General features: G+C 54.0%; 10 protein-coding genes and 1 pseudogene. 2 read left to right on the forward strand and 9 right to left on the reverse strand.

The features are described 5' to 3' along the window. Positions 1-24: 24 nt before the first annotated feature. The 9 genes and pseudogenes from bamA to rpsB all read right to left on the reverse strand — a co-directional run. Positions 25-2,622 (reverse strand): outer membrane protein assembly factor BamA, encoded by a 2,598-nt coding sequence (bamA, locus tag EYC98_RS14925; protein ID WP_279246173.1) that lies wholly within the window; start codon positions 2,620-2,622, stop codon positions 25-27. 65 nt (positions 2,623-2,687) lie between these two features. Beyond that, positions 2,688-4,043, reverse strand: a complete 1,356-nt coding sequence (gene rseP, locus EYC98_RS14930) for a sigma E protease regulator RseP (RefSeq protein ID WP_279246174.1) — start codon at positions 4,041-4,043, stop codon at positions 2,688-2,690. Next, positions 4,043-5,230, reverse strand: a complete 1,188-nt coding sequence (gene ispC, locus EYC98_RS14935) for a 1-deoxy-D-xylulose-5-phosphate reductoisomerase (protein WP_279246175.1) — start codon at positions 5,228-5,230, stop codon at positions 4,043-4,045. The genes rseP and ispC overlap by 1 nt, the downstream gene beginning before the upstream one ends. 7 nt (positions 5,231-5,237) lie before the next feature. Then, positions 5,238-6,068 carry a phosphatidate cytidylyltransferase gene (locus EYC98_RS14940; RefSeq protein WP_279246176.1) on the reverse strand — a complete coding sequence of 277 codons (831 nt, stop codon included), beginning with the start codon at positions 6,066-6,068 and terminating at the stop codon, positions 5,238-5,240. After that, the gene (gene uppS, locus EYC98_RS14945) at positions 6,061-6,813 is read right to left on the reverse strand and encodes a polyprenyl diphosphate synthase (protein WP_279246177.1); all 753 of its coding nucleotides are present in this window, start codon (positions 6,811-6,813) and stop codon (positions 6,061-6,063) included. The genes EYC98_RS14940 and uppS overlap by 8 nt, the downstream gene beginning before the upstream one ends. Continuing rightward, entirely contained in the window at positions 6,813-7,370 is a 558-nt protein-coding gene (gene frr / locus EYC98_RS14950; RefSeq protein ID WP_279246178.1) for a ribosome recycling factor, read from the reverse strand. Before frr ends, uppS begins: the two co-directional genes overlap by 1 nt. Before the next feature lie 42 nt (positions 7,371-7,412). Continuing rightward, positions 7,413-8,141, reverse strand: coding sequence for a UMP kinase (gene pyrH / locus EYC98_RS14955; protein WP_279246179.1), 729 nt, complete (start codon positions 8,139-8,141; stop codon positions 7,413-7,415). 163 nt (positions 8,142-8,304) lie between these two features. After that, the gene (tsf, locus tag EYC98_RS14960; RefSeq protein WP_279246180.1) at positions 8,305-9,162 is read right to left on the reverse strand and encodes a translation elongation factor Ts; all 858 of its coding nucleotides are present in this window, start codon (positions 9,160-9,162) and stop codon (positions 8,305-8,307) included. 225 nt (positions 9,163-9,387) lie between these two features. Next, positions 9,388-10,131: pseudogene (gene rpsB / locus EYC98_RS14965) on the reverse strand (30S ribosomal protein S2); the annotation flags it as partial. 289 nt (positions 10,132-10,420) lie between these two features. Here rpsB and map point away from each other — a divergent pair. Both map and glnD read left to right on the forward strand, forming a co-directional pair. Further along, the gene (gene map, locus EYC98_RS14970) at positions 10,421-11,203 is read left to right on the forward strand and encodes a type I methionyl aminopeptidase (RefSeq protein ID WP_279246181.1); all 783 of its coding nucleotides are present in this window, start codon (positions 10,421-10,423) and stop codon (positions 11,201-11,203) included. Next, on the forward strand, positions 11,200-13,890 hold the full coding sequence (gene glnD / locus EYC98_RS14975) for a [protein-PII] uridylyltransferase (RefSeq protein WP_279246182.1): 2,691 nt from the start codon (positions 11,200-11,202) through the stop codon (positions 13,888-13,890). The genes map and glnD overlap by 4 nt, the downstream gene beginning before the upstream one ends. Positions 13,891-13,892: the final 2 nt, after the last annotated feature.

The following is a 13,892-nucleotide window of genomic DNA, read 5'->3' on the forward strand; positions in this document are numbered from 1 at the left end:
TATTCTCCGTACTTGTAAAAAAAACTAGAAACCTCGTCCGAGGGTAAATTGAAACGGCTCTTCTTCGTCGAAAGGACCAGTATTCAGCGGTTTAGAAAGACTGAAAGTCATCGGCCCGAAGCCGGTGATCCAGGTCACGCCAACACCCACTGAAACCCTGATTTCGCCACCTTCAATGTCGAAACAATTAATCTGTGACGGCCGGCAACCGGTATTGAAGACATTACCCGCATCCACAAAAAACGCCGAGCGTATAGAGCGCTGATCCTTGATAAAGGGTAGCGGAAAAATGAGTTCAACACCCCCCTCAATCAATACATTGCCACCAAACGGGTCAGGCACGTCATTGACGTCTTCAACAACCAGTTTGCCATCGACCTCACGATAACTGAGGAAATTTGCCAATTCTGTTGGGTTACCGTCCGCATCGATGGCGGTCACCGGCTGCTCAGAGCGATAGAGTTTCGCCGGAGTACTGCGCGGCCCGAGTGTATTGCTCTCAAAGCCACGTACCGAGCCAAAGCCACCGGCAAAGAAATGCTCATAAAACGGCAATTCTGTCGTCTCGCCGTAGCCATCGCCGTAACCCAATTCGGTACGGAAGCGCAGCGTAAAGCTGCGATACAGCGGCATGTAGTATTCACCGCGATAGGTCAATTTATAGAATTCCAGGTCACTGCCTGGCATGGACACTTCCAGCGCTACCGACTGCGAGGCACCGCGAGTAGCGTTCAGACCGCGATTAAGAGTGGACTGAGTCCAACTGCTGGTCAGGGTCCAGTTGAGGTATTCATCACCATTTTTGTCCAAGAAACCTAACTGGCTGGGCAGTGTCAATTGGCTCAGCTCCAGTTCACTTAGCGGCTCAATCACTTCCGGTTCGGTGTAAAACAGAGTGCCGTCATCGCGCACATCCAGCGTGCTGGTATGCCAATAATCGACCCCCTGCAGTAGGCGCGGGCTGGCCTTGATTTCCTGCACAGCAAAACGCCCTGCGGTAATTTTAGTGTTGGATACGCCTACACTGAAACCCAGGCGCTCGGTTTCCTTGATCGGGTAACCAAAGTTTACTGCGCCACCGAGCGTGTCGGTGGTGTAACTGGCAACATTGACCTCTTCAAGGTCAGTCGAGCGATAGAAGATATTAAACCCGCGGCTAACACCATCCTCTGTGTAATAGGGGTTGGTATAACTGAAGTTATAAAAGTCCTGATAACTACTGGAGTTGAGGCCAATACCCACGCGTTTTCCCGAGCCAAGGAAGTTATCCTGTTGCAGATTCACCCCCAAAATGAGCCCGGTACCCTGAGCGTAGCCGAAGCTGGCGCCAATACTGCCCGAGGACTGCTCCTCAACAACAAATTCCACATCGATCAGATCATCGTGACCCGGTACTTCCGGCGTATCGACTATCGCCTGTTTGAAGAAGCCCAGACGCTCCAGACGGATGCGCGAAGTTTCGATAGACTGTGAGGATGCTGGTGCTCCCTCCATTTGCCGCATTTCCCGCCGCAAGACTTCATCTATAGTCTTGGTATTGCCGCGGAAACTGATACGGCGCACATAGGTACGCTTGCCTGGGTCAACAAAGAACTTCATATTGACCGTATTGGTCTCTTCGTCTATTTCAGGAATTCCGCTTACCTTGGCGAAGTTATAGCCTTCATTACCCAGACGTTGGGTCAAGTACTCCTCGGTACTGGTGACCATTTGTTGCGAGAAGGTCTGCCCTTCGCGAACCAGCAAAAAGCGTTTCAGGTCTTCCTCTGGCAAGACCAGATCGCCTGAAAGTTTGACCGAGTCGACAGTGAACTTCTCTCCCTCGCTGATATTCGCAGTAATAAATACCGCGTCCTTTTCGGGAGCGACTGAAACCTGGGTAGAATCGATACTAAATTGCAGGTAGCCGCGGTCCATGTAGTAAGAGGTCAGCTTCTCAAGGTCACCACTGAGTTTTTCCCGCGCATACTTGTCGTCGTTGGTAAAGAATGACAGCAGTCCCGTGGTCTTCAACGTGAAGAGATCACCGATCTCTTCGTCATCAAATATTTCATTGCCGACCACATTAATATGCTTGATAACGGCAACGGTGCCTTCATCGACATCGATATTGACCGATACCCGGTTACGCGGTTCCGGTATTACGTCCGTTTCGATAGCGGCGTCGTAGCGGCCCTGCATAACATACTGGCGCTGCAGCTCCATCTGCATACCTTCCAGAGTGGAGCGTTTGAACACTTGGCCCTCGGCCAGACCGGCACCCTTAAGGCCGTCCAACAGCGCTTCTGTTTCAATTGCCTTGTTACCGTCAATAATGATTTCTGAGATGCTAGGACGCTCCGCCACCATTACCACCAGCACGTTACCGTCGCGACCAATTTGAATGTCGTCGAAGTTACCGGTGCCAAACAGCGCGCGCGCCGAACTGCGAATCAAGCCGGCATCGACCAGATCACCTACCGCCAGCGGCATCGCGGCAAAGACAGAACCCGCAGAAATACGCTGCAGCCCCTCGACCCGGATATCCGAGACAATAAAGGAGCTGTTCTGCGCCTGTGGTGACTGGGCCAAGGGCAATAACAGCAGAACTGCAGCTATAAACCTGGTAAAACGCGTGATCAACTTATTTAGATACCTGTTTCAGGCCCTTGCGGAAGGGCAACGTGTGGGTGGCGTAGAGCCATCACTTACAACCGGGTAATATCGTTATATAAAGCCAACACCATGACCCCCATGATGATGGACAAGCCCACCTGGTAACCCACTACCTGCAATTTTTCAGGTACCGGTCGCCCGAATAAGGCTTCCAGGCTATAAAACAGCAAATGGCCACCATCCAGTACCGGTACCGGTAACAGATTGATTACACCAAGGCTTACACTCAACAGCGCCAAAAACGCGATGAAAGACTCCAGCCCACTCTCGGCGGAAGCGGTCGCAACTTTAGCAATGGTAATCGGCCCACTCAAGTTTTTCGTAGAAATAAGACCGGTGAGCATCTTTTTTATTGAATTGAGGGTAAATATCACCAAATCTCCGGTGCGCGTCGTCGCCGCAACCAGAGCAGACCAAGGTCCATAATGAAATTCGCGGACCATTTCCGGTGGCCATTCGGGCACTTTTACGGTCACTCCGACCTGACCATAGGTCGTACCATCGTCCGACTGCTTGCGTGCGGGTATCAGCAACGCCTGCGCTGCGACGCCATCGCGCTCGTATTCGAGCAGCATTTCTGTGCCGGGACGCGCACGCACATACTCCACCCACTGCTGCCATTCGGGCATCAGTTGGCCATCCGCCGCAAAAACCCGGTCGCCAGAGCGTAACCCGGCAGCAGCAGCCGGGCTATCAGCGACAATTTCATCCAGAATCACCGGAATAGGCGGACGCATAACCTGTATGCCAAGGCCGGCCACCAGATTAGGTTGTTCGCTGTCAGCCAACCAATTTTGTAGGGTAGCGGTAGACTGATAAACCAGATCCGAATCCGGATAGCGCACTGAAAAGTGCAGTGGTCCGCTATCACCAATACGGTCTAAAAGACGAAAATTCACCGCCTGCCAGGTGGGCGTTGCGCGACCGTCAATAGCCACAATCTCCTGACCCGTTTCCAATCCCGCCACCGCAGCGACTGAATCCGCCTCTACCTTACCGATAATAGGCGCAATACCGGTTTCACCAGCAATAAACACAAACCAGTAGGCGACCACTGCCAGAATCAGATTGGCCGCGGGACCCGCCGCCACAATCGCAATCCGTGCCCAGACTGACTTGCGGTTAAACGCGCCATCTTCAGCGCCGGGAGTGACTTCCTCAACCCGCTCATCCAGCATCTTCACATAGCCACCCAACGGCAACATTGCAATGACATACTCAGTACCATGACGATCGTGCCAGGTTAACAAGGGACGCCCAAAGCCTACTGAGAAACGCAATACTGTCACTCCACAGCGGCGCGCCACCCAAAAATGGCCAAACTCATGCACTGTCACCAGCAGTGCCAGCGAAAACAGGGTAATTAATATGGTGTAAATCAATTCCATTAACTCATCCCGCTAATCACGTCTCGCGCCATCAAACGCGCGGTACTGTCAGCTTGTTGGACCACATTCAACGTCACAGGTTCAGCGTTGACTGTCTGCTGTAACACCTGTTCGATCACTTCGGCTATGGCGGTGAATGAGATCCTTTCTTCAAGAAAAGCCTCCACCGCCACTTCATTGGCGGCATTTAACGCCGCCATACATATGCCGCCCCGCTCCACCGCCTCTCGCGCCAGGCGCAGGCAAGGAAAGCGCTGCTCATCCGGAGCCTCAAAATCGAGCTGCCCAGCCGCCACTATATCCAGATCAGCGACACCCGAATCAATCCGCTCGGGCCAGCCTAGCCCATAGGCAATAGGCGTGCGCATATCGGGGTTACCCAGCTGCGCCAGCACCGAGCCGTCATTATACTGCACCATCGAATGCACAATACTCTGTGGATGAACCACAATCTCAATATCAGCAGCGCTGACATCGAACAGCCAGCAGGCCTCAATCAATTCCAGCCCCTTATTCATCAAAGTAGCCGAATCTACCGAGATCTTGCGCCCCATATCCCAATTGGGGTGGGCGCAGGCCTGGTCCGGCGTTACCTCGCGCATGGCTTCTGCTGACCAGTCGCGAAACGGACCGCCAGACGCCGTCAGCAGTATTTTGCGGAATCCGCGTTTATCAATCTGCGCCTGCGCGTTGGACGGCAGGCATTGAAAAATAGCATTGTGCTCACTATCGATAGGCAACAGCACCGCATTTGCGTCGCGCACCGCACTCATGAACAGGCCACCGGCCATTACCAGCGCTTCTTTGTTCGCCAGCAACACCTGCTTACCCTGCTGCGCAGCCGCCAATGTCGGCGCCAGCCCGGCCGCGCCGACGATAGCCGCCATCACAATATCCACCTTTGCATCTGCCGCCACTTCAACCAGGTTGGACGCACCGCTGAGGACCTGTGTTGGCAGCCCTTGCGCCAGCAGCTGTTGCCGCAATTGCGCGGCGGCTTCCGGCTCCAGCATAACCGCATAGCGCGGCCGAAATTGCTGACACTGTTCTAACATTACCGCCACTGACTGACGTGCCGTCAGGGCATAAACTTCGAACTGCTCGGGATGGCGTGCAATCACATCCAGCGTGCTGACGCCGATAGAACCAGTGCTGCCAAGAACGGTAACTAAACGCAGGGCTTGCATAACGCGGTTACCAACCTGCCAGTATCAAACCCAGCGCGAACACTGGTGCGGCCGCGGTATGGCCATCAATTCTATCGAGCAGACCGCCATGGCCGGGTAAAATAGTACCGCTGTCTTTCACTCCACGATGACGTTTGACCATGCTCTCGAGCAGATCTCCCAGCACCGAGGCCATCGCCGTTGCCAAAATGACAGCAAGAATACCCGCCAGACCAAGCTGCGGTGGCCGCAACACCAGGAACACCACGCAACCGAGCATCGCACAGGCGAGCAAACCACCCCAGACACCCTCCCAGGATTTGCCCGGGCTGACTTGCAGTGCCAATTTACGCTTACCCCAGGCACGCCCTGCGAAGTAGGCACCGACATCCGCGCAAGCGATAACCACCACCATAAACAATAACAACAGAGGACCGTGGCTATAACTGAGTAAAAACACCACTGCCAGCCACGCCGGCGTAATCACCAGCAAACCCATCAGGCCCAGCATAAAGGGGTTGCCCCACAGCCCGGCACTGGCGGGATAGCCCTTAACCCAGAGCAAAGCCAGCGCCCACCAGACACCGGCTACCCCTAACAGCTGTTGCACCGCAGCGGTGTCCGGGACATCGCCAAGGCGGCAACTGACATACATCCAAAGCATCACCAGCGCCTGCAACGAACAAAAAGCCATCCGTAACGGCAGCGACTTGTAATGCGCGAGGTTAGACCACTCCCAGCCGCCCACCAATGCAACCGTCGCCAGAAACAGCGCCAGTCCAGGCAGTGGCAGAAAAGCTACTGCAGACACCAGTAAAGCAACTAGCGCCAGCGCAGTTATAATTCTCTGTTTAAGCATTGCGGTCACCGCCTTTGCCCTTACCGGCAGCCTTGCCTTCGCCCTCGCGCAGGCCGAAGCGGCGCTCACGACCGGCAAAGTCAGCTATCGCGCGTTCCAACTCGGGCTCGCCAAAGTCTGGCCACAGAATATCGCTGAAATACAGCTCAGTGTACGCAAACTGCCACAGCATAAAATTACTGATGCGATGATCACCGCCGGTTCGAATACACAAATCCGGGTCCGGCAAGGAAGCCAGTGAGGTACCGGCATCCAACCGCTCTACGGTAACGTCCTGCCAGGCGATTTGCCCCTCGGCAACCTGACGCGCCAGTTCACGGGCGGATTGCGTAATATCCCCTTGGCCGCCGTAGTCAGCCGCAATCACCAGCGTAGTATCGGTATTGTTAGCGGTGAGTGTCTCAGCGTCATGCATCAGACGTCGCAACCGCGCACTGAATTTGTCACGTTCACCGATAAACCGAATGCGTATACCATCGGCATGCAGCTCACGTGTTTCATTGCGCAAATATCGCGAGAACAGCGCCAGCAGGCTGCGCACTTCGTTGCGCGGCCGGCCCCAGTTCTCACTGCTAAAAGCAAACAGAGTCAGCACTTTTACCTGATTTTTGTTGCAGGCGCGCAGCACATTGCGGATAGCTTCTACGCCGGCCCTATGACCGGCAACTCCGGGCAGGTTGCGACGTTTTGCCCAACGATTATTGCCATCCATGATTATGGCAATATGATGGGGTATCAGGGACACTATATTTCCAGCAGATCAGCTTCTTTGACGGTCAGGGATTTTTCAATTTCAGCGACGAAACGATCTGTCAGCTTTTGTACCTCTCCCTCCGCCTTGCGCTCTTCGTCTTCTGAAATTTCCTTGTCTTTTAGCAGTTCCTTCAGCATCGCCATGGCATCACGACGCGCATTGCGCACCGAGACTCGGGCAGATTCCGCTTCTGCGCGCGCCTGACGAATAAAGGTCTTGCGCGTTTCCTCGGTCAGCGGCGGCATGGGCAGGCGAATCACCTCCCCGGCAGTAGAAGGGTTTAAGCCGAGATCAGATTTCATGATTGCGCGCTCGATATCCGCCACCATAGACTTATCCCAGGGCACCACATTCAGCGTACGTCCATCTTCTACCGATACGTTGGCCATCTGATTAAGCGGTGTGTCGGATCCATAGTAGTCAAGGCGAATACCATCGAGCAAACTGGGGTGCGCGCGCCCGGTCCTGATTTTATTAAAGTTGTGGCTCAACGCTTCCAGGCTTTTGCCCATGCGTTCTTCCGCTTCCTGTTCTAGGTCGTCTATCATTATCGTTCCCCTGGGGCGCAGTAGGTGCCCCGCATACGAGTATTAACAGTGTATGAGTGTGCCCTCGGTACCGCCGACTACAATCCCCAGCAAAGCGCCCGGTTTTTCCATTTCAAATACCCGTACCGGTAAGTCGTGGTCGCGACAGAGGATAATGGCGGTCAGATCCATAACCCCTAACTCTTGGTTCAGCACTTCGTCAAAAGTAAGTCGATCGTACTTGACGGCGTCCTTAACCTTGACCGGATCAGCTGAGTACACCCCATCGACTTTGGTGGCCTTGAGCATCAACTCTGCCTGAACTTCGATCGCACGCAGGCAAGCCGATGAATCGGTGGTAAAAAACGGGTTGCCGGTACCGGCAGCAAAGATAACCACGTCGCCATTTGTCAATGCACGCATGGCCTTGCGTCTGTCGTAGTGGTCTACCACACCGCTCATGGGTATGGCCGACATTACCTGAGTGGAAATATTACAGCGCTCCAGAGCATCACGCATGGCCAAAGCGTTCATTACCGTCGCCAGCATACCCATATGATCGCCAGTGACCCGATCCAGGCCCGCGGCCTGCAAAGCTGCACCACGGAACAGATTACCCCCGCCCACGACCAAACCCACTTGCACGCCTATACCAACCAGCTGCCCTATTTCCAGCGCCATACGATCAAGAATGGCGGGGTCTATCCCGAACGCATCCTTCCCCGTGAGTGCCTCACCACTAAGCTTGAGCAGGATTCTCTTATACTTTTTGTCGCCAGCTGAACCAGTCATAAACCACCACTACCTATATGTGCACGTATGTTACCTGCGGCGCACCTCAGCGTCCATCAAGTGATGGCAAGAAGCCCACCTATCAGGCACAAAAAAGGGCGGTGGCTGCTACGGTTTTGAACCCCGTATAGCCAACCGCCCGGCTTAGCCCTCAGGCTCGCGATCAGCTCTTCAGCTGAGCCGCCACTTCGTCAGCAAAGTCGACCTGTTCCACTTCAATGCCCTCACCCACTTCATAGCGCATAAACGCTACTACTTCGGCACCGGCCGCACTCACGAGCTTACCAACAGTGAGGTCCGGATCTTTAACAAAGGACTGATCCAGCAGGCTGTTCTCAGCAAGAAACTTCTTGATTCTACCGCCGATCATCTTCTCGATAATCTCTGGCGGCTTACCACTTTCCGCAGCTTGCGCCGTGAAAATTTCTCGCTCTTTATTAACCAATTCCTCGGGCATATCGTCAGCGGCAACCACCTGCGGGTTCACCGCGGCGACATGCATTGCCACGTCACGTGCCAACTCGACGTCACCGCCGCGCAATTGCACCAGCACAGCGATACGCTTATTGCCATGTACATAGCTGCCAACAACGCCGTCTTCGGCACTCAACTCGGATACCCGGCGGACACTGATATTTTCACCAATTTTCTGCACCAGAGCTTCACGATTGGTTTCCAGCTCACCTTCCATCAACGCAGCAACATCGGTTTGGCGTTTGGCAAAGGCAACCGAGGCCACGCTATTTACAAAACCCAAAAAGTTTTCATCGCGAGCAACAAAATCGGTTTCGCTGTTCACTTCCAACAATACTGCATAACTTGCATCGTCTGCGCCCTGCACAGTTACCACGCCATCAGCAGCCGTACGGCCTGCCTTCTTGGCGGCCTTCATACCGCTGGACTTGCGTAATTCTTCGATCGCTTTTTCAACGTCGTTGTCGGCAGCCTTGAGTGCATTTTTGCACTCCATCATGCCTAATCCAGTGCGTTCACGCAGCTCTTTTACCAGTGCGATAGACATTAGAATACCTCCCTTGAACTCCCTCTTGGGAGCAGATAAATTGTTCTATGAAATAGGGGGCCAAAGGCCCCCTGGTCAGCGGCTATATGCGCTTTACTCAGCAGCCTTGGGTGCTTCTTCGGCCGCCGGCTCAGCAACAGGCTCTGCCGGAGCAGCTTCTGCAGCAACTGGTGCCGCTGCTTCAACTTCCGGCGCCGCTACTTCAACTTCCGGCGCCGCAGCTTCAACCGCAACTTCGGGTTCTGCTTCAACAAACTCATCAACTGAAACTGCTGTGAGGTCACCGCCGTCAGCTTTGCCCGCCAGGCAGGCGTCAGCAACACTTTTAACGTATAACTTGATCGCGCGAATCGCATCATCGTTACCGGGGATAACGTAATCAACGCCATCCGGGTCACTATTGGTGTCGACTATGCCGATGACCGGAATACCGAGCTTGTTGGCTTCGGTGATCGCGATACGCTCATGATCAACATCAACCACAAACAGCGCGTCGGGCAGGCCGCCCATTTCCTTAATACCACCAATACTGCGCTCCAGTTTTTCCATGTCACGGCTGCGCATCAGAGCTTCTTTCTTGGTCAGGCGATCGAAAGTACCGTCAGCAGCCTGCGCTTCAAGGTCACGCAAACGCTTGATAGAAGCGCGAATGGTCTTGTAATTGGTCAACATACCGCCAAGCCAGCGATGACTGACATAAGGCATGCCGGCGCGCTCTGCTTCTTCCTTGATCAGCTTTCCAGCCGCACGTTTGGTGCCGACGAAGAGGATCTTGTTCTTGTTGGAAGCCTTGTTGCGCACCATTTCCAAAGCTTCGTTAAAAGCCGGCACAGTGTGCTCGAGGTTGATGATATGGATCTTGTTGCGGGCACCGAAGATGTACTGACCCATTTTAGGGTTCCAGTAGCGGGTTTGGTGTCCAAAGTGTGCGCCTGCCTGTAGCAGTTCGCGCATGCTTACTTGCGTCATGACATTAGTCCTGTAGTTGGGTTAAACCTCCACATATCCCATGCTCCAACCACCTTTGAAAGCGGCACCCTGAACCATGTGACGACATGTGTGTGTCGTTGTTCCCGAGGCAACTGCCCCGAGTGGCGCGCTTTATAGCATATAAGACAAACCGAATAAACCTGTTTTCTGGCTAACCTGCTGTTTTGGATTGGAAATTTGCTTACTGGTAGTGAAAATGGGTTAAAATGCCCGCTTTTGTCGGTTGCCCCCTAAAGGGCGCCTCGTTATCACCTGTGGCCCACGAACTATGTCAGTATCCATCAAATCAGTAGAAGAAATCGAAAAGATGCGTGTCGCAGGACGGCTCGCTGCGGAAGTCCTGGAGATGATCGCGCCACACGTAGTACCCGGTGTCACCACCGGCGAACTGGATCGCATTTGTCATGACTACATAGTCGATGTACAGAATGCTATTCCGGCACCGCTAAACTACAACGGTTTTCCCAAATCTATCTGCACTTCTATAAACGAAGTTGTCTGCCACGGTATACCTGCCGATAAAAAGGTGCTCAAACAGGGCGACATCGTCAATATCGACATTACGGTGATAAAGGATGGCTACCACGGTGATACCAGCCAGATGTTCCCCATTGGCGACGTAGCCCCCCACGCGGAAAGGCTCATGGCTATTACCCAGGAGTGCCTCTACCTGGGTATTGAGCAGGTGCGCCCTGGCGCCACTCTGGGCGATATTGGTCATGTTATTCAGCAGTATGCGGAGAAGCATTATTACTCCGTTGTCCGTGAATACTGCGGCCATGGTATCGGCGCCATTTTTCACGAAGATCCGCAGGTACTGCACTACGGCAAACCCGGCACCGGCCTGGAGTTGAAACAGGGCATGACCTTCACCATTGAGCCCATGCTCAATGCAGGTCGCCGCGATGTAAAACTGAACCGCAAGGATGGCTGGACCGTAACTACCAAAGACGGCCGCCTGTCGGCTCAATGGGAGCACACGCTCGCAGTGACTGAGACCGGCTGCGAAGTTTTTACCACCCGCAGCACAGAGAGCTTTCCGCGCACATGAATAATACCACCGCAGCCCTTGCTGAACTGCCCACGGAGTTACTGGACAAGGCACTGTTGAGCAAACAATTTGCGGCCAGCGATGACTTTCGCGCGCTGAGCAAAACTCTGTGTCAACAAGCCAGCGACCACCTCGACAACGCCTTCCGCGCTGACGCCGACATTCAATCGCTGATTCGCCTGCGCGCACGCTTCATTGATACCCTGCTGTGTAGCCTTTGGGAGCAGTTCGACTGGCAAGACGCCGAGATAACGCTGGCGGCCGTCGGCGGCTACGGCCGCGGGGAGTTACATCCTGGCTCAGATATTGACCTACTGCTGCTGACCGGTACCGGGTGCGACGGCTGCCTGACGTCCATTGAACAGTTTGTCACTCTGCTCTGGGATATAAAACTGGCAGTCGGACACAGTGTGCGTAGCATTGAGCAGTGTGTCAAAGAAGCCGAGGCCGATATTACCGTCGTAACCGCCTTACTCGAAGCGCGCTTGATTGTCGGCTCTGCAGCACTTTTAGACGATCTAAGAGAGGCCATATCGCCGCAAAAAATCTGGCCCAGTGATGCCTTCTTCCGAGCCAAGTGGACCGAGCAAAGGCGTCGCCACCATAAATACGCCGACACCGAGTACAACCTGGAACCCAACGTAAAAAGCTCTCCTGGCGGCCTGCGGGATACTCAGGTGATCGGCTGGATAGCCCTGCGCCAATACGATGAGAGCAATCCGCGTAAGCTGGCAGAATTAGAATTTTTGACGGAAGACGAGCTCAGCACGCTGATCAATGGCAGAGATTTTCTGTGGCGGGTGCGCTATGGCCTGCACATGCTGGCAGGACGCGAGGAAGACCGTCTGCTGTTTGACTATCAACGCGAGCTGGCCACCTTGTTTGGCTACAACGACACCGACAAGCGGCTAGCGGTAGAGCAGTTTATGCAGCAGTACTACCGCTGGGCATTGGCACTCGCCCAGCTTAATGAAGTGTTGATGCAGCACTTTGATCAGGTGATTTTGCACAGTGAGGGTCCTGAGCAAATCGAAGCCATCAACGCGCGCTTCCAGATTCGTAATGGCTATATTGAGACCTGCCATGAAGACGTCTTTGTCCGCGACCCCTCCGCCCTGCTTGAGGTCTTTGTTTTAAGCGCGCAGTTGAAGCAGGTTGCAGCTGTGCACGTGAGCACAATTCGTCAGATCCACACACATCGCGATCTGATTGATGGTGAGTTCAGAGCCAAGCCTGAAAATCGCCAACTATTTATCGAGCTTCTGAAGTCCCCCTACAAACTGGGTAGAGTACTAAGGCGCATGAACCGCTACGGTATTCTCGGCCAATATCTGCCGGAATTTGGCAAAATTGTCGGGCAAATGCAGCATGACCTGTTTCACATCTACACCGTGGATGCGCACACGCTGGAAGTGGTCAAGAACATGCGGCGCTTCATGCTGCCGCGCAATCAAGAGAAATTCCCTGTCACCAGCCGTGTTGCCAGTCGCCTGCCCAAGCGTGAGCTACTGTATATTGCTGGCTTGTATCACGACATTGGCAAGGGCCGTGGCGGTGATCACTCTGAGTTGGGCGCGGTGGATGCACGGATTTTCTGCGAGAACCATGCCCTCAGTGAAAGTGACACCGAACTGGTGGTGTGGCTGGTGCAAAGTCATCTGTACATGTCAGGTGTGGCCCAGCGCAAAGATATTACCGACCCGGATGTGATTCAGCAGTTTGCTACCGCCATGGGCGACCAGCTGCATCTGGATTACCTACTGGTTATGACGGTAGCGGACATCAACGCCACCAACCCTACACTATGGAACGCCTGGCGTGGCTCATTACTCCGTCAACTGTATACAGAAACCAAGCGCGCCCTAAGTCGCGGACTGGAAAACCAGATAGAAAGAGAAGACGTCATCGAGCAAACCCAAAACGAGGCGCGCGAGGAACTCGAGGGGCTTGGTTTTACCGATGAAGAAATTGGCGAGCTGTGGGCTGCCCGCGAAGACGACTACTTTCTGCGTGAGAAATCTGAAGACATTGTCTGGCATACCGATGCCGTCGCCATGCACTACGACAAAGACAAGCCGCTGGTATTGGTGAAGCCTGCCGCCGATACTCATACCGAGCTGGCAACCCAGATACTGATTCACGCCAGGGCTCAGGACTATCTGTTTTCAGCTACCGCTGCTTCCATGGAGCAACTGGACTTGAGCATTCAGGATGCACGCATTTATACCGCCGCAGATGGCATGGCTATGGATACGTTTTACGTGCTTGATGGCAACGGTGAGTCTATTGCCGCAGATCCAGGCCGGATCCGCCACATTACCGAGGTGTTAACCGAGCAACTCAGCGACGCCCATCGCTACCCTGAAATAGTAAAACGACGCACACCGCGACAAAACAAATTCTTCGCCATGCCCACAGAAACCCGCATGAGTCTGGACGAGGAGCGGCAGCTCAGCGTACTGGAAGTCATCACGCCCGACCGTCCAGGTCTATTGGCCCGTATTGGGCGCATCTTCTTTGACCTCGGCATTGAACTGCAGGCCGCCAAAATCGCCACGTTGGGCGAGCGGGTTGAAGACGTATTTTTCATTACCACCAAAGATCAGCTGCCTATTACTGACAGCAAACTCCGTGAGCGTATTCAAGACGCGATTCGCACTGAGCTCGATCAACAAGCGGCCGCCTGACG

This window comes from Candidatus Litorirhabdus singularis (assembly GCF_026262625.1).
Lineage (GTDB): Bacteria > Pseudomonadota > Gammaproteobacteria > Pseudomonadales > Halieaceae > Litorirhabdus > Litorirhabdus singularis.